The following is a 21,743-nucleotide window of genomic DNA, read 5'->3' on the forward strand; positions in this document are numbered from 1 at the left end:
TCCTCGGGCGTTGAACAATTCAATCCAACCCGGAGACACCGTCGCGGTTGTTCTCAAGGGTTCTCCTCTCTTCGGCCGTCTTCTGTCCATCAAGGGCAGCAAGGCGGTTCTTTCTTTTGGTGGTCAACGTCGTGACCAGGGCCTGCCCCTGCGCGATCTGATTGCCATCGATCCCGAGCATCTGTTCAATGGCAGTGAACTACCTGCCCCTGAGCAGGTGCAGGAAAGCGCTCCATCAGCGCGGGCCGTTGTGGAGGTCTGGCAGCTGTTGGAAACGGATCAACCGGGGGGATTGGCTCGGCTGAGCCTCTGCGAGCTGGGCGAGTTGGTGTTGACCCCGCTCAACCTCGCTGGTCTGGCAGCGCTGTGGGCCTGGCTGCATGGAAACCAACAGTTGTTCCGTTGGCGTCGTGACCGTTTGATCCAGCCACTCTCCCGCGAAGAGAGGGCCAGCCTGCGGCGCCAACGCCGAGCTGAGCGGCAGGCGCAACAACATGAACAACGGCAGCTCGCATTGCTGCGGGCAGAGCGAGGCCTCAGCGACGATGAACGCCTGGAGCTGGACCCGGTTTGGGACGAGCGCTTCAGCCACTGGATTCAGTTGCTGAAAGACAATCCCGCTGCGGTGGGTTCCGACCTGGATCTCCAGCAGTGGTCGGCAGCGTTGGCGATTGGATCAGATGCCGCCGATCTTCGGCAGTGGTTGATCGTGCGTGGGTTGCTCGATCCCAATGAGCCCATTGGCCTGAGGGGCAGCGTCTGGTCCCGCTGTTTTCCCTCTGATCTGGTGGAGGAAGCGAATCGTCTTGTTGCTCTTTCGAATGAAGAGCGACCTGGGGATGAGCAACGCATCGACCTCACTCACCTGGCCACCTACAGCCTGGACGATGCGGGCACTCGAGAAATTGATGACGCGCTCTCGCTGGAGCGTCGAGATGGCGTCTATTGGATCTGGATCCACATCGCTGATCCCAGCCGTCTGATCGACATTGACTCCCCCCTTGATCAGGAAGCCAGACGTCGAGCCACCAGTTTGTATCTGGCGGAGGGTGTGATGCCCATGCTGCCTCTGGAGCTGGCGGCCGGTCCCCTCAGTCTTCGGGCTGGACAGCGCTGCGCAGCCCTCAGTGTGGCCGTTCGCCTCGATGAGGATGGTGCTGTGGCGGAGCAACGGATTGCGCGCAGCTGGATCCGACCCCGCTATGGCCTCACCTACACCGATGGTGATGAGCTGATCGAGTTGGCACCCCCAGGGGATGAAGCCCTCTCGGATCTCTCGGGACTCCTGATGTTGCGCATGCGCTGGCGCCGTTCCAAAGGAGCCGTGATGTTTGACCGGCCTGAAGGACGCTTCCGCCGCAGCGATGGAGCCTTGACGCTGCAGGTGATTGACCCTTCACCCTCCCGCCTGATGGTGAGTGAAGCGATGCTGCTGATGGGAGCTGTTGTGGCCGGCTTTGGGCAAGAGCACAGCCTGCCGTTGCCCTTCCGCAGTCAGCCTGCGGCGGAGCTGCCCTGCAGCGATGAACTCGATCTAATCCCCGAGGGACCAGCCCGTGATGCGGCGATCAAGCGCTGCTTGAGCCGAGGCGTGCAAGGCACGCGAGCCATGCCCCATTTCAGCCTCGGGCTTGAGGCCTATGTGCAGGCAACGTCACCCATCCGACGCTACGCCGATCTCGTCGCCCACCGGCAGATCATTGCCCAGCTCTCGGCGCTTGCACCGATGGATGAAGAGCGTCTGCGGGAAGTGATCGATGACCTCGATGATCCATTGCGCCAATCCATTCAGATCAGCCGTGAGGATCAGCGCCACTGGCAGCAGGTGTGGTTCGCCGAGCATCAGAACACCGTTTGGTCGGCCGTGTTCCTGCGCTGGCTGCGCCCGCAGGATCGCTTGGCCCTGGTTCATGTGAGCGACCTGGCTATGGATCTGGTCGGTTGTGTGTCTGCAGCAGACCCTGCTCCTGGTGATGCTCTTGAACTCAGGGTGGGGCGGGCTGACCCGGTACGCGGTGAGCTGCAGCTTCAGTTGGCTTGATCCAGAACCCCGGTGATCCGCACCCAGGGCCCCCAGGGATTCTTAATACCGCGGAGGTTCAGGGTTCGGCCCGAATGATCCTCGTCGGATAGCCAGCGATGGATTGCCGGTTCAAGGGTTATCAGAGGCCAGATCCTCTCAGCGGTTTCCAATTGGTAGCCCTCATGGAGGTTGCCGGTGAGCACGCCACTGAGGCCAACCTCATGAGGCTGATTTGGCGCCTGGTTCACGCCAGGGGGAAGCAGCATGCTGGCCCTTGGGCCTGAAAGGCAGCCATTCGTATTCAGGTGTTCAGGTCGAGCCAAGCCCTGCTCCTGTGCCTTAACCCAGTGCGGATGCCAGAACGGCCAGTCCCAGATCGGGAGGACTGCTGCAGGGGCCTGCGGCTCATGGATCAGGGCTGACTGGATGGCCTCAACTTGCAGATCAGCAAGGTCACACCCCTGGCGAACCGCCATGGCCGCCGCTAGACCCGCCACCTGGCCAAGGTTGAGGATCAAAGGCTGCAGGCGCGTGGCCCCATTGGCCATGTGGCTGACGCTGAAGCCTTTCTCTGCCATCACAAGGTTGGGGATTGAGTCTGTGATCAGGGCATCGAAAGGGATGCAGAAAGGCGTACCGCTCCAACGTCCTCCCCAGCGCACACTTTTCGGCGCGAGAGGCCAGTCCTCGCCCGGATAGTGATGGTCATTGGCATAGGTGCCCACAGCGATGCTGGTGCAGCGACCCTTGGCATCGATGGGGAGCGGTCCCCGTCGGGCTCCTGTGGAGATCGGCAAGAGGTCGCGTTCCGTGACCGTTGTGCGACCCATCAGCCGCCGGCTTTCTCGCCAGTACGGCATCAACGCCAGGCTGGGATCGGCTCCAGGGAAGGCGTTGCCGGCAGAGATCCAACCACCACTGCATTCTTCCAGGGCCGCCAGGAAATCCTTGCTGTGCCGTTGCATCTCCTGGGCCAGCTCCGCACGAACCTCGCCATCAGCACTGAGGGCTCGATCGAGGCTGTGGTGCCAGTCGTTGCCATCCAGGGGCCAATTGAGCATGACCAGGCCGCTGGGCAGACGGCCATAGGTGATGGTTTTCTCGAGGCCGAAGCTGGCGGTGCTCCGATCGAAAGGAATCCGCGGGATCGCTGCGGCATGGCGCGGAGCGAGTTCCCCATGCAATTGGCCCATCACCACCCAGGTGGGTGACTGAATCGGTTGCTCTTGAAAAAATGCTTCGCTCTCAAGCCGGGATTGCTCGGGGGCGCTGGGTTCATCCCAGATCTCCTTGGCTTCCCACCCCCAGCGGAAGGGGGCGGACGACAGGGCAAGCAGATCACCCAGATCGCTGCCATCCACAAACACGTCGGCGGAAAAGCTTTCGACGCCCTTGGCGCTGTGAATCTCCACAGACTGGAGGCGACCCTGCTGGCCGTGAACCTGTTCCAGCCTGCAGTGGGGACGCCACTCCAGCCTGGGCTCAGCCGCCACCCAGCGTTGCAGGATCCGTTCGGCTGTTTGCGGCCTGTATCCGAAACAACTCACCCAGTTGTGGTCGAGCCCGCTCGGCTCCTCCAACTCCAACTGCCGCAGAAAGGCGCCCCAGATCCCGGTTTGCCAACAGGTCAGTTCATGGCCATCCGGGGCACAGACTCCTGCTGAACTCACCATGCCCCCCAGCCAGGGGCCAGGGGTGAACAGTGTCGTGTCTGCTCCTGATCTTGCGCTCTGCAGCGCAGCAGCAACGCCGCCGCAGCCACCACCCCAGACCACCACGTCGCGGTGCGTCATGAGGAGGGCTGTTTGGCGTGGAGCGAGATGGGCATGCTCGTTAGAGTTTGTCGTTGCTGCGGTGCAGCGGAGTTCGAACTTTTCTGATGCCTTACACCCTTACGACTCCGCTCTATTACGTCAACGATCGTCCCCATCTGGGCAGCACTTACACGACCCTGGCCTGTGATGCCTTGGCTCGCTTTGAGCGGCTGCAGCTGGAGAAGGTGACCTTCGTGACCGGTGTTGATGAGCACGGCCAGAAGATTCAGCGCACGGCAGAACGTCAGCAGCTGAGCCCCCAGGACCACTGCGACAAGGTCAGCAGCCGCTACCGCGATCTCTGGAATCAGTGGGGGATTTCTGACGATCGCTTTGTGCGCACCACCAACCCGCGCCACCTGGAATTGGTGGAACAGTTCTACGAACGGGTCAAGGCATCCGGCGACATCGTTGTCGGCAAGCAGACCGGCTGGTACTGCGTCGATTGCGAGGAATACAAGGATGATCCGGCCGAAGCGGAGTCGCCCTCCTGTTCGATCCACCGCAAGCCTCTCGAGTGGCGCGATGAGGAGAACCTGTTCTTTCGGCTCTCCCGCTATCAATCCGCCATTGAGGAGTTGGTGGCGCGCGATGACTTCATCGCCCCTGCCAGCCGACGACAGGAAGTGCGCAACTTCGTCGCTCAAGGTCTGCGCGACTTCTCCATTTCGCGGGTAAATGTGTCCTGGGGACTTCCGGTCCCCGACCATCCAGGCCACACCTTCTACGTCTGGTTTGATGCCCTGCTGGGTTATCTCACAGCGCTTCTTGATGATGGAGAAGCGGTATCGCTCGATCGGCTCGCCTCCTGCGGTTGGCCCGCCTCCGTGCACGTGATCGGCAAGGACATCCTTCGCTTCCACGCTGTGTTCTGGCCTGCCATGTGCATGTCTGCAGGACTGCCGGTGCCGCAAAAGGTTTTCGGCCATGGCTTCCTCACCCGTGAGGGCCAGAAGATGGGCAAATCCCTCGGCAATGTGCTGGACCCCGAACTGTTGCTGGAGCGATGCGGCAGTGATGCCGTTCGTTGGTACCTCCTGCGCGACATCCAATTCGGAGACGACGGCGATTTCCAACAGCAACGCTTTGTTGATCTGGTCAACAACGATCTGGCCAACACCATCGGCAACCTGCTGAATCGCACCTCGTCGATGGCGCGCAAATGGTTCGATGACGGCGTTCCCCCGGCAGGAGCAGCCTCAAGTGCTGACCATCCCCTGGCCCTCAAGGCTGCGGAAACCGTCAGCACGGTGATGGAGGCAATGCCGCAGCTCGCGTTCAAGACCGCGTCCGAGTCGATCCTTCAGTTGGCCATTGCCGCGAACGGTCATCTCAATGACACGGCTCCCTGGAGTCGCATGAAGGAGCCCGGTAAAGAGCAGAGCGTTGCCGAGGATTTGTTTGCTGTGCTGGAAACCACCCGCATCGTTGGACTGCTGCTTGCCCCGCTCTTGCCCGACCTCAGCGAGCGGATCCTGTCTCAACTTGGGGAACGCTTGGATCCAGACAACTGGTCGAAACAGCTGAATTGGGGCAGGCTGTGCAGCGGTTCCGCGCTGCCGAAGCCAACACCGGTGATGCAGCGGTTGGAACTGGATGAACCGCTCTGAACAAAGCATGCTGGGTCGCTTGTCACGTTGTGGTCTGGCAGCAGCCCTTGTGGCGAGTGCATGGCTCACCGGTTGCACAACGCGGCGACCGATTGCGCTTGAACCAACGCCGTCCTTTGTCTTCCGGTCGCTGGATTTGAGCCAGCGGGCCGACGATGGCAACCGTGGCTGGGATCTCACCAGCCCCGAGGCGCGTTACGACCTGAGCAGTCGAACCATCCGTGCACGACGTCCCGAGGGCGTTCTCTATCGGAATGATCAACCGCACTACAGGATCACCGCCGATCTCGCCACGGTGTTGCGGGATGGAGAGCTCGTCGTTCTTGAAGGATCGGTGCAGCTGCGGCAGTTGAACCAACGGGGGCTGACGATTGAGGGAGACAATCTGATTTGGACGCCATCGCAGTCGCGAATGGTGATCAATCAACGGCCCAAGGCCAATGATGGCAAGGCGCAAATCCGCTCACGCGAGCTGGTGTTCCAGCAGGACACCGAGGTGCTGGAGTTCAAGGGCCCAACCCAGCTGAACCGTGTTGATGGCACCAATGCTGCTTCCACAGTGGTGCGGGGTGGACGTGGAACCTGGAATCTGAAGAGTGGTTTGTTTCAGGCGCCTGGTCCGGTGCATGCCATCCGCAGCGATGGCCGCACGCTCAGTGCTTCAGGACTGGATGGCAACACCCGCCAGGGTTACATCGACCTACAACAACCGGTCACGCTGGTGCTGGAAAGCGACCGCGGTCGGATCACTGCCGGCCGGACGCGTTGGCTGTTTTCGGCGGAGCAACTTGAATCCGATCAACCCATTCAGGCTGAGTTGAAAAACAGCAATGTGCAGGGGAGGGGGTTCAAGCTTGATCAGCGCACTGGCACCGTGATCATTTCCAACTCATGTCGCGTTGAGCAGACGTTGGAAACATTGACGGCCCAACGCTGCGCTTGGAACTGGCGGAGTGAACGGGTTGTCGCTGATGGCGATGTGGTTCTGCAGCGGACCGAACCGGAGCAGATCACGCGGGCTTCGCGCATGGAGGCCAAGATTTCGGACGATGGTGCGATCCACTTCGGCCAAGCCGGAGCGAGGGTTGAATCGACGATCAAGCTGAGTCCGGCTGCACAGGAGAAGCCTCGCCGGCCGCAAGTGTCGTTCTGAGCCGCTGGGTCCAGCCTTCAATCCATCGCTCATCGGAGCGGGTGAAACAACGGGGCGACCATCCCCCCACGATCACGGCCCCCTCCTTCCCCATCGGGCAAACAACGATGGCGGGAAGTGACGGCAGCATCGCGTCGAATTCCGCTCGGCCCGGAAAGAGCGTTGTGTTGACCAAGGAGATGGTTTGCTCACGCTCCATGGCCCGTTGGGTGATCGCTCCTGGCTCGAAAGCCTCCTGACTGATCAGGCCCCGACGCAGCACGACCTGATGGCGCCAGAACACGAGCACGGATGCCGCTGGCGTCGCCGTCAACAGCATGTGGCTGCCCCAGGCCAGCTCCTGTTGTTGGTTTTCGCTGAACTGATTCGCCATCAAAAGTCCCTGTTCCCCCTTCAACGGAACTTTCTCTGCTGACTTGGGGTTCGCCCGTGTCCACAGCACAGCCACCAGCATCAGGCCCACCGTTGCCATCCCCGCCAGAACTTCGGCCCGTTGAAAGTCCGGTGTCACGGTCTGCGCTACCCCTGCATTGGTCACGGTCAGACCCAGCAATAGAAGCGCACAGCTCAGAACAGCTCGGGCGGGACCTGGCATCAAAAGAGGGTGCTGTCAGAACGCAATCATCCTGCTCAAATACGGACATGTGCGTCTCTGCCATGACGACTCCCGAGGCTTTTGCTGCTGTTGCCCTTGCCGCTGTTGCCTGTGATGGAAGGCTGGGGCGGGATGAGGCCCATGCCTTGCGCCGTCAGCTGGAGAACCGATCGCTTTACAGCGACAGCTCTGAAGCGGCCATGGGTGAATTGTTTGACCGCCTGCTGTTGTTGTTGCGGGAGCAGGGCGTTCAGGGCTTGATCACGTCCGCCTTGCCTCAGCTCAATCGAATTCAGCAGCAGTCCGCCCTGGCTGTGGCAGCGCATCTGGTGCATGCCGACCGCAAGATCACAGCGGAGGAAACCGATCTCCTCGACCAGCTCACCCGTCAAATGACTCTGCCCGACAACGAAGCCCGCATGGTTGTTGAGGCAATTGCAGCTTTGAACCGCGACATGCTGGACAGCTAACGGCAGACTGAGGCAGTCATGACGCTTGAAGGGATGCCCCGTTCCGCCCGACGCCTGTTGGCCAGCCTGCTCAGTTTCGGGGTCTGTCTTCTCCTCTGGGCCCCAGCCAGTCTGGCGATCTCACCTGCTGCCCTGGGTGAAAGCCTGCCGGATGCGTTGGTGATCGACGATGCCGATGTGTTTAGCCGCGCCAGCCGTGGTGAATTGGAAGCGAAATTACGCAGCTTTGAAGATCAACGGGTCGATGCTCGCCTGATCACGCTGCGGCGTTTGGATTACGGCATCACCTTGAACAGCTTCGGTGAGGAACTCCTCGAGACGTGGAGCTCACCCAGCGGCAATCCTTTACTGCTGATGTTGATCGAAGCCTCGAACAAGCGTTCCGCTGTGGTGGCCAATCAGGAGCTTGAGGCACAGCTTCCTCCCAGCCTGCTGAAGAGCACCGCCCGTACAACGATGACTGTGCCCCTGCGGGAGGGCGATCGTTATCGCCAGGCATCCGTTGATGGACTCACCCGACTTTCAACCGTTCTCTCGGGTGGCGAGGATCCCGGCCCTCCGAAGGAGATCGAACGGGTCACCCTGCCCACCAACATTCCCACCAAGGCTGAAACCGCTGAAAGCGATGCCACCAAGTGGGTGATCATCCTTTTGGTGCTTGGAACCATCATTCCGATGGCCACTTGGTGGGTGTTCTCGCGCTGATGACCCGACTGCGATGAGCCGACTGCAATGAGCCGCCGTAACTGGATCAACCTGTTCAGCAACAGCCAAGCGATCGAGCTCTCCAGTGATCTTGAGCGTGGCTACGAGGCGGCTCTGCTTATCCAAAGCCTGGAGTTGGAGTACTACGGCGACCGGCAGATTCGGCCGGAGCTCAAGCTCTCCGTGCCGCGCTCTGTTCAGGCGACGATTCTTCGCCGCTTCAAAACCGCGCTGGCCATCTGCCGCAATTCAGCAGCGACTCTTTCGAAACAACGGGGCCAACTTGATTCCCAGGAGTTGCGACAACTTCAACTGATTGAATCCGTCGTGAGCCGCTATGGATCGAGACGATCCAGCAGTTCGCCGTCGATCAGCCGCTCACCGGATGCCCTCCCCCGATCGCTTCTGGGTGTCTTCGACAGCATTCGCCTCCAGTTGGATCCCTCAACGGAAGACAGCGTCGTGGCGGGGTATCGACGTCGGCGGGACAGCACGCTGATTTCCCTGAGGGTTCTGCTTCTGCTCGTTCTGGTTCCCCTTCTTGCTCAGCAGATTGCTGGCACCTATCTGATCTCGCCTGCGGTGAATCAGTTTTCCCCCGAACTCCCTTTCCTGAGCTACCCGAAGCCTCAGCTGGAAGAGAAGGCGGCTGAAAAACTTCGGCTTTACAAGCAAGAACTGGAATTCGATGCCTTCCTCAAGGGCGTGCAGCCCCTTGATGATGGTGCGCTGCGCGACAAGCTCACCGAAAAGGCGACTGAGCTCAAGCACGATGCTGATGAGGAAAGTCTCAAGGCGATCAAGAATGTGTTTGCGGATCTGGCGGGCCTGATCGCTTTCGCCGTGGTGTGTTTTCTGAGCCGTGATGAACTGCGTGTTCTGCGTGGATTTGTTGATGAGGCGGTTTATGGGTTGAGTGATTCCGCCAAGGCCTTCGCCATCATCCTGTTCACCGATATCTTCGTTGGTTACCACAGCCCGGAAGGTTGGCAGGTCTTGCTGGAAGGGATTGCCGAGCATTTCGGTCTTCCCTCCAGCCAAAGTTTCGTCAACCTCTTCATCGCGACATTCCCGGTGGTGTTGGCGACGATCTTCAAGTATTGGATTTTCAGGTACCTCAACCGTGTGTCTCCGTCTTCCGTCGCGACGCTGAAGGGAATGAATGGCAGTGGTTGACCCCTCCTCCTCGGTGGAGCCCCCCGTTGCCGGCCCGACCAGCCGGCTGATCCTGGTGAGTGGGCCAACCCGCAGTGGCAAGAGCCGCTGGGCTGAGCACCTGTTGAAACACCACCCCGTTGTCACCTACATCGCCACGGCGGCCGCCCGGCCGGATGACCGTGATTGGCAAAAGCGTTTGGAGGCCCACCGGCTGCGTCGGCCCGACCATTGGAGCGTTTCTGAATGTGGGGCAGAGCTGGTAAGCGTGATCAACGGCCTGCCTCCTGGGCAATCTGTTCTGATTGATGCCCTCGGTGGCTTTGTTGCCCACCACCTGGACCTCACTGCCCAGGAGTGGGATCACCTCTGTGAACAGCTGATCGCCTCGATCAGGGCATCGCACTGCACGTTTGTTCTGGTGATCGAAGAGACAGGCTGGGGCGTCGTTCCCCCAACACGCATCGGAGGCTTGTTCCGTGATCGTCTCGGAACCCTCGCGCAGGCACTTGACCCCGTTGCTGACGCTGCCTGGCTCGTTCTCCAGGGTCGTGCACTTGATCTTCATGCCCTTGGCCAGGTGGTGCCATGACTGAGATCGCCCCCCTGCGGATTGCCCTGTTCGAACCTCAGATCCCTCCGAACACCGGCAACATCGCCCGTACCTCGGCGGCCTTCAGGGTGCCGTTGACCCTGATTGAACCCCTCGGCTTCAAGGTGGATGATCGGAGCGTTCGTCGTGCCGGACTTGATTACTGGCCCCACGTTCAGCTTTCCATCGCTTCGAACTTTGCCGAGTTCCAAGCTGAGCTTCGTCCTGAGCAGAGGTTGATCGGCTGCAGTCGTCGTGGTGGTTCATCGCTCTCCTCGTTCACGTTTCAACGGGGAGATGTTCTGCTCTTCGGACGGGAAGATACGGGGCTACCGGAACCGGTTCGCGAAGCCTGCGACAGCATCCTCACGATCCCCATGCCTGGAGCTGCTGATGATGCAGGCCAGGGAGGTGTTCGCAGCCTGAATCTTTCCGTGGCCTGCGCCCTGGTCACCTACGTGGCTGGACAACAGTTGCTGTTGTGGTGATCCCACCACTGCTCCAAACCCCCTTGCGCGGGGATGTTCGGCTCGTTACCTTCAACGCGTCTCAGTGGTTTCATGCGCGCAACGCTTGCTCTGGCAGCTGCTGTAACCCCTGTTCTGTCCCTGGGTCTGTGGAGTTCTCTGCCCGGAATTGCGGATAACGCAACTTTTGATCTTGCCGAGCTGCCCCCTCTGCCAGCTCTCTCCCCGAACAATCCCGTTGCTGTTGTCAGCAAAGTCGATTCCAGCAGTCAGGTCTGGTTCCAAGTTGTTCGCGCAACGTCTCTGCGTCGTTTCGCTGAGCTGTTAAAGCTCGATCGTGAGGTATTGGCCTCGTTGAACAACGTGCCAAGCTCCCACGTTTTTGAAAAAGAGAGTTGGCTTTCCCTGCCGGACTCTGCACGAGTTGTTGCCGTGACGTTGTCGTCACTCAACCGCTCCAGTGAACGTGAGACGCTTCCGATGATTGCCCCACCTCCGGTTAGCGCGACGGCCAAAATCAAGACTGGAGACTCTCTGGCCTCATTCCTCAAACGCCACGGCGTGACGCAACAGCAGCTGTTGAGTTGGAACCCAGGCCTTCAGCTCACTGCCTTGACAATTGGCCAGGAACTGCAGATCGCTGAAGCCTCTTCGGGTCAGTCGCTCCTGGCTGTTCGCCCCCTCAGAAGCGGAGGCGCTGCATGGCCTGATCGCCCGCTGTTGCCTCCAGCCGATCAGCCCGACAGCCTGAAGCCACCGATTGTTGGTTACCAGTGGCCCACCAAGGGGGTTTTCACCTCCGGTTATGGGTGGCGCTGGGGACGTATGCACAAAGGCATTGATATCGCCAACAACACTGGCACGCCCGTTGTTGCGGCCCGTGATGGGATCGTTTCATTTTCCGGCTGGAGAGGTGCCTACGGCTATCTGGTTGAAATCGCCCACAGTGATGGCGAATTCACGCGTTATGCGCACAACAGCCGTCTTTTGGTCAAAAAAGGGCAGATTGTTCCCCGTGGGTCTCGCATTTCACTGATGGGAAGCACCGGACGAAGCACCGGACCTCACCTCCACTTTGAAATCCGTCGGGCCGGTGGCGCTGCTCTCAATCCCCTGGTCAAACTACCGGCACGCAAAGCCTGAATCAGGCATGCCCGAACCCAACAAGGGTTCGAACGAGCTGATTAACAGCATGAACCAATGAATGTCAGAGGGGAGACTTGAACTCCCGACCTCAGGGTTATGAATCCTGTGCTCTAACCAGCTGAGCTACTCTGACGCAGGCCCTTCAGGCCAGTACTCATCATACATCTCGGGGGTTCTGGCTCAGCGCATGTCGATGGCATTGAGGCGATCGCGGAAGGATTTCGGTTGATCGTCCTTGATGAGTGGGGGTGCCGTCTCAACAACCGGTGTTGGAGCTGGAGCAGGGGCCGGCTCGAAGCTCCGCGGTGCCGTTGAACGTCGGGTTGCACCACGATTCCCACCCAGACTCTTCAGCTGGCCAGTGCGCTGATCGCGGTCTAGGGGTTTCTTACGCAGATCTCCCTTCAGCTGGTTCAACAGACGGAAATGTCCGGTGGAACTGAACTTGCGCAGGAGCGCAGGATCCCAGCTCGTGAGTTGGTCAGTCATCACCTGAGTTTATGGCGACGGATGGCTAGGGTCGTGATAGGTTCAATCCTGATACTGGAAGTCGAATCGACTACGTATTAAGTCGTTTGCGGCCTTCAGCTCACTCATTCACCTCCCGAACATGACCGACACCGGTTGCTTGCGTGTGGGCCAGCAGGCCCCTGATTTCACAGCCACCGCTGTGGTGGACCAGGAGTTCAAGGAAGTCACCCTGTCCCAGTACCGGGGCAAGTACGTGGTGCTGTTCTTCTATCCGCTGGATTTCACCTTCGTTTGTCCTACTGAGATCACGGCCTTCAGCGACCGCTACGCCGATTTCTCCAGCAAGAACACCGAGGTTCTCGGCGTTTCCGTGGACAGCCAGTTCAGCCACCTGGCCTGGATCCAGACCCCTCGCAATCAGGGTGGCCTGGGCGATATCAACTATCCCCTCGTTGCCGACCTGAAGAAGGAAATCTCCACGGCCTACAACGTTCTCGACGAGGCTGAGGGTGTTGCCCTGCGTGGTCTGTTCATCATCGACCCCGACGGTGTGATCATGCACGCCACCATCAACAACCTGCCTGTGGGACGGAACGTTGATGAAACCCTGCGCGTTCTGCAGGCCTTCCAGTACGTGCAGTCCAACCCCGACGAGGTTTGCCCTGCCAACTGGACTCCTGGCGAAAAGACCATGAAGCCTGACCCCAAGGGTTCCAAGGAGTACTTCTCCGCCATCGGCTGATCGTTCGATCAACCCGAACGGTCAATTCGTTTTGCCCTGCCCGTCAAACGGGTGGGGCTTTTTTCATGAGTTGATCCAAAGCAAGATTGAGGTCGCGGTCCATGGCAACCAATCGGCCGTCACTCACAACAATCCTGGCCAGAGAAGGCAGCCCCACCTTCTTGGTGCGCAGATACACCGGTTCCACATAGAGAAGTCCGGAGCCCACGGGAAGCACAAGAAGATTTCCCTGCAGGAGTTCCAGATCCTCCTGATCCCATAGACCAAACTGCTCGCTCACATCTGGATCCTGATGGATCAGAGCCTGAACCTGTTCCGGCCCCGGAATGTATTTGTCTTTGGGAAAGTCGATCAGTTTCAGTTCACCGTAGTGATCGCCATCGTTCCGAGCCACCAACCACGCCGTGAGATTCGGCCTTGATAAAGGGGTCAGGGGTTGGAGCAGCAGAAATTCAGAGTTGTCATTGCTTTGAAGCTGAGCCGTGATGTGATAGGGAGCAACATCAACTTTGCGGCCGCCGTAGATCTCGCTTGGCACCTGCCAAACATCATCACCGTTGTAGAAAATTCTGGGATTCGAAACGTGGTACCGCTTCAATTGGTTGACCTGGGCATTGAAGAAGTCCTCAGGAACTCTGCGGTGATCAAGAAAAGGCTTTGGCATTGCCTCCATCGGCTCCATCAAGCCTGGAAAAGCCTGAGCCCAGGCCATCACGATTGGATCCTCAGGCTCCGAGATGAAAAACCGAATGCTGCCGTTGTAGGCATCAACGATGGCCTTCACTGAGTTTCTCAAATAGCGATCGGGATCATCTGCTGATACCGCTGCGCTGTAGGGCAGGGTTGAACTGTGGGTGTAACCCTCGACAACCCAATACTGATGTTGGCTGCGTTGTTCTGAAGTTGCCTTGGTGGTGTTGGAGCTGTCTTGCGCAGGGTTTGGAATGGAGATCAGGTATGGCTCACCACGAAAATCAATGAAGGGAGCGATGGCCTTAACCCGACTGCGCACATCACGCCGGATCAAAAGTTTGGAATCAGCATTGATCGTTGTGGTGATCAGCAGTCGAGGGTCACGCAGATAAACAGCCGCTGCGAATCGTTGAAGCCAGGATCCAATCGGTACTCCGCCAGAACCCTGATAGTGCGTCATCACATTGATGTCGCCTTCGGGGTAGTCGAATTCTTCAATCTGCGTTGGAGCGATTGCATAGGGCGAAGGAAGCATCCCGTAATAGATCGCTGCATCACCAACGGGGATGGCCTTCTGCACCTCCGATCGTTCAATACCCAGTCCAGGATTTCCCGCAATGACTGTTTCTGGGCCAAGACCTTTAATGAAATACGAGGGAAGGCCATCACTGCTTCTGTCATTCACCGGACTGACGGTGAATCCATAGCCGTGGGTGAAGATGAAGTGACGGTTCTGCCAGGTTTTGGATTGACGCGGTAAAGCGGATTGATCCAATTCGCGGGCCGAGAGGATCACTTGCTGCGATGAATCGCTGTTTTCATTCAGCGGGTAGCGATCAACAGCTGCATTGGAAAACCGGTAGTACACCCTCAGTTGCTGCAGTTGCCGGTTGGCTTCCAGCAGAGGGCTGCTGTCCCAGAGACGCACATTTTCGAGCGTGCTAACACCTTGCTCGCGATCAGCGGCGCTGAACCTTGTCGGGTCGACGACCTGACTCTTGATCTGATCCAACTGGAAGCCCCATTGCGTGGCCTCAATGGCGTTGTTCAGATAGCGCTCTTGCAGTGCAAATTCCCTTGGCCGCACCACCAGCCAGCGCGTTAACGGAGTTGCCACCGTTTCCAACACCACAAGAGACACCAAGACCAGTGCAAGGCCCTGACGGAGGCGTCGCCGGCACGGGACAAGCAGTGCACATGCGATCAGCACCAGTAGCAGTGTGGCGAAGCCGCGCAACGGAAGGGTCATGTGGGCCTGGAGCCAGCCCGCCCCGGCCACCAGGCCGTGTTGGGTCCACAGCAGCTGATGCCTCGATAACCACACCTGCCCCGCCGCTCCGAATAGCAGAAGCGCCGAAAGCAACCTGATCAGTTGGATCTGTCGCGAAGAGAAGGCTGGACTTGCCCAGTCAGAAATCGATTTTGAGCTCGCCAGCACCCGCCAGAGCTCAAAGGCGAGGGTGAACGCGGCAGCCAAGAGCAGCAGGTCCAGGGCCAGATGCAATCCGGCAAAACGCCCCAAGCCGAAGCTCAGATCCGCTCCCAGCAAGGGGTCTCTCGTGGATTCATCGGGAATCCACAGCGCCAGCGACCAGATGCCCCAGGCCCGGCTGACGACAGCCACCAGCGAACCCGCCACGATCTGTGCCAGCCACAGCCTCAACCGCGGCCAGGCCATCGCAAGCCCTATCGCCCCTGCCTGAACGAGTCCTGCAGCTGAGCTGATGCGGTGCTGGAGCCCCGCCACTGGCTGCCATTCCCCAAGCTGAAACGGATCGTGGATGGCCAACGCCAACAGATCCAGCGTGAGCAAGGCACTGATCAGCACAGCACCACCACTGATCAACAGCGTGAATCCAAAGGACCATCCGGTCAGGCTCATCGCCTTGGATGAACTCGAGCCCTGTTGCCTGAATTGCCTTGACCAGGCCTGGGCTGCCAGCAGCGGCAGCATCGCCACACCCGCGAAGAGAAGCTGCAAAAGCCAGCGCTTGAGGAGAACGTCGCTCCAGGCGAACTGATCGAACCAGAGCCACTCGATCTGCATCCGGGCTGCAACAACAACCAGCGGCAGCAGAAGGAGGAGGCGTCTCATGGGAGGCCAGCGATGTCTCTGAATCGATCACCGTTGATCGTTTCCTCGGCAATCAAAACGTCCACCAGTTGATCCATCAACTCACGGCGGGGCTCCAGCAGGGCGATGGCCTGCGCCAGAGCACTCTTGGCGAGCTGGCGGATTTGAGCGTCAATGGCCTGGCCAGTGGATTCGGCGTATCCCGGCCGTTGGTTGAACCAATCGCGCCCCAGAAAAACCTCCGTACCCGGGCCCTCGAGGGCCATTGGTCCGAGGCTGGAAAAGCCAAAGCGCGTCACCATCTCCCGTGCGAGTTGCGCCACCATCTGGAGATCTCCACTGGCTCCCTGGGTGATCTCGAGCGACCCAAAAACCACTTGCTCAGCTGCTCGACCCCCCAGGGCCACCACCAGATCAGCGAGGCAGGAGGAGCGGGTGATCAACCCGGAATCAAGCACCTCCTCGTCAGGCATGAAGCGGGTGTAACCACCGGCTCCTCCCCGAGGAAGAATCGTGACCTTGTCCACCGCGTTGGCTGCTGGAAGAAGACTGGCCACCAGGGCATGACCCACCTCGTGATAGGCAATGAGCCGTTTTTTGGCGCTGTCCTGCAAGGGACGGTTGCTCAGCCCCATGGTGATCCGCTCCAAGGCCCCCTCCAACTGGAACTGACCGATACGGAGCATGTTCTGGCGGGCCGTGAGGATGGCCGCTTCGTTGAGCAGATTGGCGAGGTCAGCCCCGGAAAAACCCGGCGTGCGGCTCGCCCAATCCGATAGCGAGACCGCGTCGTCGAGGGGGCGAGTTCTCGCATGAACGGCGAGAATTGCCTCGCGACCTCGGCGATCGGGAAGGCCCACATCAATGCGCCGGTCGAAGCGTCCTGGACGCAACAGTGCGGCGTCGAGCACGTCGGCACGGTTTGTGGCCGCCAGCAGAATCACACCGGAGTTCTCCTCAAAGCCGTCCATCTCCGTCAGGAGTTGGTTGAGGGTCTGTTCCCGTTCATCGTTGCCGCCGCCGATACCAGCACCCCGCTGGCGACCCACAGCATCGATTTCGTCAATGAAAACGATGCAGGGGGACTTTTCCTTGGCTTGGCGGAACAGATCGCGAACCCTGCTCGCGCCAACACCCACGAACAACTCAACAAACTCAGAGGCTGCGATGGAGAAGAACGGCACGCCCGCCTCGCCTGCAATCGCTTTGGCAAGAAGCGTTTTCCCGGTTCCAGGGGGGCCAACCAGCAACACTCCCCGCGGAATCTTGGCGCCCAGGCGGATGAAAGCCTCGGGCTGCTTGAGAAAGGTGACCACCTCCTCAAGTTCCAGCCGCGCATCGTTGATGCCGGCAACATCCTCAAAACGAAGCTGAAGGTCTTCCTGGGGTTTCAACCGAGGTTGACTGCGCCCAAAGCCAAGAGCTCTGTTCGCCATTTGAGCTGAACGCTTCAACAGAAACGACAAGCCGACCACCACCAGCAGAACCATCATCAGGGTTCCCGCCAGTTCGCGTCCTGCTTGTTCGCGGCGGATGTCAACAACCGTCAGGGGCGTGCCGGAGCTTTCAGCGGCCCGAAGAATTTGGTTGTCGTTGGCGAAAACAGGAACGGTGACCCGTCGGCCATCGTTGTATTGGACTCTTACCTCCCGCCGACCGGGCACAAGGTCCAACTGTTTGATCTCTTTTGCATCGATATCTCTCAGCAGGGTGGAGTAACTCACCGTGTCCTGCTTCGTCCAAAAACCCTGAATCGAAGAAGGTTGAGCCTTCTGAGGGGCCGCGGAACCACTGGAGTCGTCCGAACCTGGTGCCACGTCTTCATTGCGCTGCACGGAGCCTAGCGATTTGACGCAAGGGGGTTCCAAACGAGACAATCTCGGTTTGGAAATTCACCAGGCGCAATGGCCGTCCCGAAGAAGAAAACATCCAAGGCCAAGCGCAACCAGCGCAGCGCCACCTGGAAGGCCAAGGCAGCCGTTGCCGCCCAGCGCGCCATGTCCATCGGCAAGTCTGTGCTGAGTGGCCGCGCCCAGGGTTTTGTTTACCCGGTGAGTGAGTCCGAAGACGGCGAATCCTGAGTCGAACTCGGGAGGTGGATCCGCCGCAGAGTTCGATCCGGATCCACCTCCACAACAACATCCGCTCGCATGGTGTGAAAACTGCTCGATGGCAGCGAGCAGAGAATCATGCGGATAAAACGATCCAAGTCGGCATTCGACAGCGACGCACCGCGTTCCGCTTCAAGGGTGGCTTCCTGTTGGCGCTTCCATCGCCAAGGCGCGTTGAAGTCGGTTGCTCGCAGTTGCCAGAGTTGATCGAAACACCTCCAGGTGGGTTCGTAGTGGGCGAGCACGGGTTGCAGCTTCAGGCGCCACTCCAACTCCTGCGCCGTTAGGGGGCTCTCGAGATGGGGCTCATCCGCAGTTGCGTCGTCATTTGGGTTGCAGCCCACAAACCAACCCTCAAAAATCAGCAAGTCGGCATCGCAACGGCGCCAACCGCTTCGATCTCCTCGGCCATGGCGTTTGGCTTTGTCGAAGCAGGGCATCAGAACGTTCTCACCCTGTCGCCATGTCTGAAGACACTCCTGCAGGAGCTCCAGGTCATGGCTGCCAGGAAGCGCGCGAGGCACACCCCAGGGGTTGCCCTGCATCGCCGCATCAAGCCGTTCGGCCTCGAAATAAAAGTCATCGAGCGAAACCACCTGGATCGAGAGGTGAAGTGCCCGTGCGGCAGCTTCAATCCACTGCCCCAGGGTTGTTTTCCCGCAACCAGGCAAAGCACTGAATCCGAGCAGTCGGCGTTGTCCCTGCCATTGGTGGCCCAGGTTCAGAAGCGGCAGACCAACAGACCAGAGCCAATCCGGTGTCGCCTGAGGATGCCAGTGATCGATGGCGACCCGATGCCACCCAGAGTTGCGCTGCAGTGCAGACCAACTCTGAAGGTCGCCCAACTCGAGATGCTGCAGCAACCGCTGCTGATCCTTGCTGGGGATGACGCGTTGGCCCTCAGGATCCAACTTTGAACGCCTCCAGAACAACGGCGTAAACGAATCCAAGCCGGAGGTTGTCCAGCCAGGGAAGACGACGGCGCCCAAGAACCATCAATTCACAGGCGATGAGGGCATAGAACGCTGTGTACGTCCTGAGTTCAACAGCATCCAGGATGTAGACGGGAAGGTTGCTGCCAATGAAAAATCCGAACAGCAGCAGCAGCAACGAAGCGCTGCGACGCCACCAGGGGCCAGACCAGGACCGCCGGATCCCAGCGCCCCACGCGTTCTGAAGCCCCGCCAGACGTGTGCGCTGGATTGAGCTCATCGATCCGGCACCGACAGCAGGGACTCCAGATACTTCAGCGTTACTGCCCCCTCCTGGCAAGAGGCACCGGAAAGCACGGTTGCTGGCTGTCCAGGGTCCCCCAGGTGATTCAACACCGCAGCAGCCTCGCCTCCGGACTCACGCAGAGCATCGGCATCCCAGGCGGAAGGGGTCAGCAGACAACTCAGACCTGCGGCTCTTGCCGCCGAAAGACCTGCCGCAGAATCTTCGATGGCAAGGCTGGCAGCACTGTTGGCCCCACTGCGTTCGAGAGCGAGTCGGTAGCCGTCCGGTGCTGGCTTTCCCGAAGCAACGTCATCCGATGTCACCACCCCATCGAAGCTGGGGATTTGCTTCTGGATCTGTTCCAGCAGAGCCATCACCGAGGCCGATCCGCTGGAGGTGACGATCCACTGCTGCACGCCAGCCCTGTTCAACTCCTGCAAAAGCCTCTTCACTCCGGGACGGAGATGCACATGTCCTTGGCGGACCCGTTCCAGGTAATGGACGCGTTTGCGATCACGTACCTGGTCCAGTTGGTTCTGGCTGAGATGCATCCCACATGTTTCAGCGTGGAGTTTCACCCTGCGCAGCCCGCCAGGAATCGCCAGCAGCCTGTTGTAGAGCGCTTCATCCCAAACAAAGGGAAGATCCAGTTCATGGAAGGCCATGTTGAAGGCCGGTCGATGACCGTCCATTTCCGTGTCGGCCAAGGTGCCATCCACATCCCAGAAGACCGCTGAAAGCCTGTTCACCTTGAGGAGCAGCAACGGCACAATGCTGGGATATCACCGCCTATTGCGTTTCCTTGCCGGCTGTTCCGCTGCATTGGTCCTGGTCCCTTCCAGCCGTGGTGGAGCCATCGCCATTGCAAGGGCTTGATTTGCCGCTGTCGCTGCGCTGTGTGCTGCGGCGCAGGGGATTCAGCTCAACATCCGAGGCCGAGAGCTTTCTCTCCCCTGGTGATCTGCCACCCACACGTGATCATTTCCCCGATCTCGAGCAGGCCTGTACGCGCTTGGTAACGGCTTGCCGTTCCCGCGAACGCGTCGCCATCTGTGGTGATTACGACGCCGATGGGATGACCAGCACAGCGTTGTTACTACGGGCGTTAGCCCCGTTGGGTGCTGAGCCGGAACCTGCCATTCCCTCGCGAATGGAGGAGGGATATGGCCTCAATCCCGCCATGGTGCAGCGGCTCTACGACGATGGCGTGCGACTGCTGGTCACCGTTGATAACGGTGTTGCCGCGAGAGAAGCCCTCGAACTGGCCGCAAGTTTGTCGATGCAGGTGATCGTGACCGATCACCACACGATCCCGGCGGAACGGCCGCCCATGACCGCGCTCATTCACCCGGCCACCACCCCGGAGGGCTCGCCTTACCGTGGACTCGCCGGTGTGGGGCTGGCCTACGTGCTGGCCCATGCCGTTGCCGATGTGCTGAACAAACCGGAAGCCATCCGCGTGGCCCGGGATCTGTTCTGCATCGGCACGGTGGCCGACATGGCCCCTCTTGTGGGGGCCAACCGCAGTTGGTTGTTGGAGGGGCTGAACCATCTGCATCGCTCCGAGTGCAAGGGCGTGCAAGCGCTTCAGCGCCTGGCGGGTCTCGGGGAACGTCCGCTGACGGCCGAAGACATCGGGTTTCAGCTTGCACCACGCATTAATGCAGTGGGCCGCCTTGGGGAACCGAGGCTTGTGGTGGATCTGCTCACAGCTGAGGATCCCGATTCAGCGATGGCCCTCGCACGCCGTTGTGATGATTACAACCGCCAGCGACGGGATCTCTGCGACGCGATTGAAGCGGAGGCCGTGGCTCTGGTGGAAGCGGAGTCCAGTGACGCTCTCCCCTCATTCCTGTTGTTGGCGCAAAGCCACTGGCACCACGGGGTGATTGGCATCGTTGCTGCGCGGCTGATGGAGCGCTATCACCGCCCCACCGCTCTTCTGGCCGGTGATGGAGATGGCAGTCTCCGGGCTTCGGTACGAGGACCCATCGGTTTCGCGGTGGATCGTGCCCTCTCCAATTGCAGGGATCTACTGACTCGCTTCGGAGGCCATCCCGCTGCCGGGGGATTCACCGTTAAAGCGGAGTTCGTGCATGCTCTGCATGAGCGCCTCTGCGCCGAAGCCGATGGCTGGTTGATGACCCAGGCCCAGGGGCGTCCCGTGCAACCTGACGCTCTGCTGCAGTTGAAGGATGTGAACTGGGATCTGTGGCGCCACCTGCAATCCCTGGCCCCCTTCGGCATCGGTCATCCCAAACCTCTGTTCTGGTCACGGGGGGTGAGCGTTGAGGATCGTCGCGACCTCAAAGGAGGACACCTGGCCCTGACGCTGCGCCAGGGTGAAAGTGAGCGTCGCGCCATCGCCTGGCGCTGGGATCCAGCGGCGTCTGTTCCCGCCTGCTGTGACGTGGCTTACAGCATTTCGATCAACCGTTGGCAGGGTGAGCAGCGCCTGCAGCTGGAACTCAAGGCCATCCGTGCCCATACGGAGTTGGTGTTGATCGACCGCGGCTCACGGCAATACACCGCCCAGTTGACGGAATCCTCAGGGCTGAAGCTCACCAATGGCGAGGGTGAGACGCTTCAGGCGAGCATTCAACAAGAGCAATCCCTCACCAGCGACAACGACCTGGCGAGGGATCAGCGGGTGATTCAGTTGATCGAGGAAGCCTGCCTGGGATTGGGGCTACGTCCTTGAAAC

Annotated in this window: 20 protein-coding genes and 1 tRNA gene; 12 read left to right on the plus strand and 9 right to left on the minus strand. The window is 59.7% G+C overall.

Annotation, left to right across the window (positions count from 1 at the left end):
- The first annotated feature begins 10 nt into the window (after window positions 1-10).
- Window positions 11-2,041 carry an RNB domain-containing ribonuclease gene (locus tag NCN05_RS01790; protein ID WP_250396740.1) on the plus strand — a complete coding sequence of 677 codons (2,031 nt, stop codon included), beginning with the start codon at window positions 11-13 and terminating at the stop codon, window positions 2,039-2,041.
- On the opposite strand, the gene NCN05_RS01795 is transcribed toward NCN05_RS01790, so the two are convergent.
- A complete protein-coding gene (locus NCN05_RS01795; protein WP_250396741.1) occupies window positions 2,029-3,816 on the minus strand; it encodes an FAD-dependent oxidoreductase in 1,788 nt (595 codons plus the stop codon). The two genes, NCN05_RS01790 and NCN05_RS01795, sit on opposite strands and share 13 nt — an antisense overlap.
- An 86-nt stretch (window positions 3,817-3,902) precedes the next feature.
- Between NCN05_RS01795 and metG the strand changes: the two genes are divergently transcribed.
- The gene (gene metG / locus NCN05_RS01800; protein WP_250396742.1) at window positions 3,903-5,447 is read left to right on the plus strand and encodes a methionine--tRNA ligase; all 1,545 of its coding nucleotides are present in this window, start codon (window positions 3,903-3,905) and stop codon (window positions 5,445-5,447) included.
- On the plus strand, window positions 5,434-6,600 hold the full coding sequence (lptC, locus tag NCN05_RS01805) for an LPS export ABC transporter periplasmic protein LptC (protein ID WP_250396743.1): 1,167 nt from the start codon (window positions 5,434-5,436) through the stop codon (window positions 6,598-6,600). Before metG ends, lptC begins: the two co-directional genes overlap by 14 nt.
- On the opposite strand, the gene NCN05_RS01810 is transcribed toward lptC, so the two are convergent.
- Complete coding sequence (locus NCN05_RS01810) at window positions 6,545-7,195, minus strand: cofactor assembly of complex C subunit B (RefSeq protein ID WP_250396744.1); 651 nt, start codon at window positions 7,193-7,195, stop codon at window positions 6,545-6,547. The two genes, lptC and NCN05_RS01810, sit on opposite strands and share 56 nt — an antisense overlap.
- 62 nt (window positions 7,196-7,257) lie before the next feature.
- On the opposite strand from NCN05_RS01810, the gene NCN05_RS01815 reads away from it, so the two are divergent.
- From NCN05_RS01815 to NCN05_RS01840, 6 genes are all read left to right on the plus strand, one after another.
- Entirely contained in the window at window positions 7,258-7,665 is a 408-nt protein-coding gene (locus tag NCN05_RS01815) for a tellurite resistance TerB family protein (protein ID WP_115162037.1), read from the plus strand.
- Between the two features lie 33 nt (window positions 7,666-7,698).
- The gene (gene psb32, locus NCN05_RS01820) at window positions 7,699-8,370 is read left to right on the plus strand and encodes a photosystem II repair protein Psb32 (protein WP_250396745.1); all 672 of its coding nucleotides are present in this window, start codon (window positions 7,699-7,701) and stop codon (window positions 8,368-8,370) included.
- A gap of 27 nt (window positions 8,371-8,397) precedes the next feature.
- On the plus strand, window positions 8,398-9,546 hold the full coding sequence (gene pxcA, locus NCN05_RS01825) for a proton extrusion protein PcxA (RefSeq protein WP_250396746.1): 1,149 nt from the start codon (window positions 8,398-8,400) through the stop codon (window positions 9,544-9,546).
- A complete protein-coding gene (gene cobU, locus NCN05_RS01830; RefSeq protein WP_250396747.1) occupies window positions 9,533-10,117 on the plus strand; it encodes a bifunctional adenosylcobinamide kinase/adenosylcobinamide-phosphate guanylyltransferase in 585 nt (194 codons plus the stop codon). Before pxcA ends, cobU begins: the two co-directional genes overlap by 14 nt.
- The gene (locus NCN05_RS01835) at window positions 10,114-10,605 is read left to right on the plus strand and encodes a tRNA (cytidine(34)-2'-O)-methyltransferase (RefSeq protein WP_250396748.1); all 492 of its coding nucleotides are present in this window, start codon (window positions 10,114-10,116) and stop codon (window positions 10,603-10,605) included. The genes cobU and NCN05_RS01835 overlap by 4 nt, the downstream gene beginning before the upstream one ends.
- Window positions 10,606-11,016: 411 nt before the next feature.
- Complete coding sequence (locus NCN05_RS01840; protein ID WP_350223277.1) at window positions 11,017-11,727, plus strand: M23 family metallopeptidase; 711 nt, start codon at window positions 11,017-11,019, stop codon at window positions 11,725-11,727.
- A 62-nt stretch (window positions 11,728-11,789) separates the two neighbouring features.
- Here NCN05_RS01840 and NCN05_RS01845 read toward each other — a convergent pair.
- Together NCN05_RS01845 and NCN05_RS01850 are read right to left on the minus strand one after the other, a co-directional pair.
- Window positions 11,790-11,863: transfer RNA gene (locus NCN05_RS01845), tRNA-Met, on the minus strand.
- Window positions 11,864-11,910: 47 nt separating this feature from the next.
- Entirely contained in the window at window positions 11,911-12,219 is a 309-nt protein-coding gene (locus NCN05_RS01850) for a hypothetical protein (RefSeq protein ID WP_250396750.1), read from the minus strand.
- A gap of 121 nt (window positions 12,220-12,340) precedes the next feature.
- Between NCN05_RS01850 and NCN05_RS01855 the strand changes: the two genes are divergently transcribed.
- On the plus strand, window positions 12,341-12,943 hold the full coding sequence (locus tag NCN05_RS01855) for a peroxiredoxin (RefSeq protein WP_114989138.1): 603 nt from the start codon (window positions 12,341-12,343) through the stop codon (window positions 12,941-12,943).
- Between the two features lie 43 nt (window positions 12,944-12,986).
- Here the strand turns inward: NCN05_RS01855 and NCN05_RS01860 are convergent, their stop codons facing one another.
- Both NCN05_RS01860 and ftsH read right to left on the minus strand, forming a co-directional pair.
- A complete protein-coding gene (locus NCN05_RS01860; RefSeq protein ID WP_250396751.1) occupies window positions 12,987-15,731 on the minus strand; it encodes a UPF0182 family protein in 2,745 nt (914 codons plus the stop codon).
- The gene (ftsH, locus tag NCN05_RS01865) at window positions 15,728-17,527 is read right to left on the minus strand and encodes an ATP-dependent zinc metalloprotease FtsH (protein ID WP_250396752.1); all 1,800 of its coding nucleotides are present in this window, start codon (window positions 17,525-17,527) and stop codon (window positions 15,728-15,730) included. The genes NCN05_RS01860 and ftsH overlap by 4 nt, the downstream gene beginning before the upstream one ends.
- 87 nt (window positions 17,528-17,614) lie before the next feature.
- Here ftsH and rpmF point away from each other — a divergent pair, with 87 nt between their 5' ends.
- Complete coding sequence (gene rpmF, locus NCN05_RS01870; RefSeq protein WP_006851068.1) at window positions 17,615-17,791, plus strand: 50S ribosomal protein L32; 177 nt, start codon at window positions 17,615-17,617, stop codon at window positions 17,789-17,791.
- On the opposite strand, the gene NCN05_RS01875 is transcribed toward rpmF, so the two are convergent.
- Genes NCN05_RS01875 through NCN05_RS01885 form a run of 3 tightly spaced genes read right to left on the minus strand, consistent with a single transcriptional unit; the run spans window position 17,755 to window position 19,809 of the window.
- Window positions 17,755-18,732: a phosphoribulokinase gene (locus tag NCN05_RS01875; protein WP_250396753.1), complete on the minus strand. Its 978-nt coding sequence runs from the start codon at window positions 18,730-18,732 to the stop codon at window positions 17,755-17,757. The genes rpmF and NCN05_RS01875 overlap by 37 nt on opposite strands.
- Window positions 18,722-19,033, minus strand: a complete 312-nt coding sequence (locus NCN05_RS01880) for a DUF565 domain-containing protein (protein ID WP_115082266.1) — start codon at window positions 19,031-19,033, stop codon at window positions 18,722-18,724. Before NCN05_RS01880 ends, NCN05_RS01875 begins: the two co-directional genes overlap by 11 nt.
- Entirely contained in the window at window positions 19,030-19,809 is a 780-nt protein-coding gene (locus tag NCN05_RS01885) for an HAD-IA family hydrolase (protein WP_250396754.1), read from the minus strand. The genes NCN05_RS01880 and NCN05_RS01885 overlap by 4 nt, the downstream gene beginning before the upstream one ends.
- Before the next feature lie 32 nt (window positions 19,810-19,841).
- Between NCN05_RS01885 and recJ the strand changes: the two genes are divergently transcribed.
- On the plus strand, window positions 19,842-21,740 hold the full coding sequence (recJ, locus tag NCN05_RS01890) for a single-stranded-DNA-specific exonuclease RecJ (RefSeq protein ID WP_250396755.1): 1,899 nt from the start codon (window positions 19,842-19,844) through the stop codon (window positions 21,738-21,740).
- The last annotated feature ends 3 nt before the right edge of the window (window positions 21,741-21,743 follow it).

The sequence above is a fragment of the Synechococcus sp. MU1651 genome, assembly GCF_023630635.1.
Lineage (GTDB): Bacteria > Cyanobacteriota > Cyanobacteriia > PCC-6307 > Cyanobiaceae > Parasynechococcus.

Excerpts from the sequence above, each read along its gene's own strand:
- pxcA (WP_250396746.1), top strand. The coding sequence starts at position 8,398 with ATGAGCCGCCGTAACTGGATCAACCTGTTCAGCAACAGCCAAGCGATC.
- psb32 (WP_250396745.1), top strand. The coding sequence starts at position 7,699 with ATGCCCCGTTCCGCCCGACGCCTGTTGGCCAGCCTGCTCAGTTTCGGG.
- metG (WP_250396742.1), top strand. The coding sequence starts at position 3,903 with ATGCCTTACACCCTTACGACTCCGCTCTATTACGTCAACGATCGTCCC.
- NCN05_RS01795 (WP_250396741.1), bottom strand. The coding sequence starts at position 3,816 with ATGACGCACCGCGACGTGGTGGTCTGGGGTGGTGGCTGCGGCGGCGTT.
- NCN05_RS01815 (WP_115162037.1), top strand. The coding sequence starts at position 7,258 with ATGACGACTCCCGAGGCTTTTGCTGCTGTTGCCCTTGCCGCTGTTGCC.
- NCN05_RS01835 (WP_250396748.1), top strand. The coding sequence starts at position 10,114 with ATGACTGAGATCGCCCCCCTGCGGATTGCCCTGTTCGAACCTCAGATC.
- NCN05_RS01860 (WP_250396751.1), bottom strand. The coding sequence starts at position 15,731 with ATGAGACGCCTCCTCCTTCTGCTGCCGCTGGTTGTTGTTGCAGCCCGG.
- NCN05_RS01855 (WP_114989138.1), top strand. The coding sequence starts at position 12,341 with ATGACCGACACCGGTTGCTTGCGTGTGGGCCAGCAGGCCCCTGATTTC.
- NCN05_RS01810 (WP_250396744.1), bottom strand. The coding sequence starts at position 7,195 with ATGCCAGGTCCCGCCCGAGCTGTTCTGAGCTGTGCGCTTCTATTGCTG.
- NCN05_RS01850 (WP_250396750.1), bottom strand. The coding sequence starts at position 12,219 with ATGACTGACCAACTCACGAGCTGGGATCCTGCGCTCCTGCGCAAGTTC.
- NCN05_RS01880 (WP_115082266.1), bottom strand. The coding sequence starts at position 19,033 with ATGAGCTCAATCCAGCGCACACGTCTGGCGGGGCTTCAGAACGCGTGG.
- rpmF (WP_006851068.1), top strand. The coding sequence starts at position 17,615 with ATGGCCGTCCCGAAGAAGAAAACATCCAAGGCCAAGCGCAACCAGCGC.
- cobU (WP_250396747.1), top strand. The coding sequence starts at position 9,533 with ATGGCAGTGGTTGACCCCTCCTCCTCGGTGGAGCCCCCCGTTGCCGGC.
- lptC (WP_250396743.1), top strand. The coding sequence starts at position 5,434 with ATGAACCGCTCTGAACAAAGCATGCTGGGTCGCTTGTCACGTTGTGGT.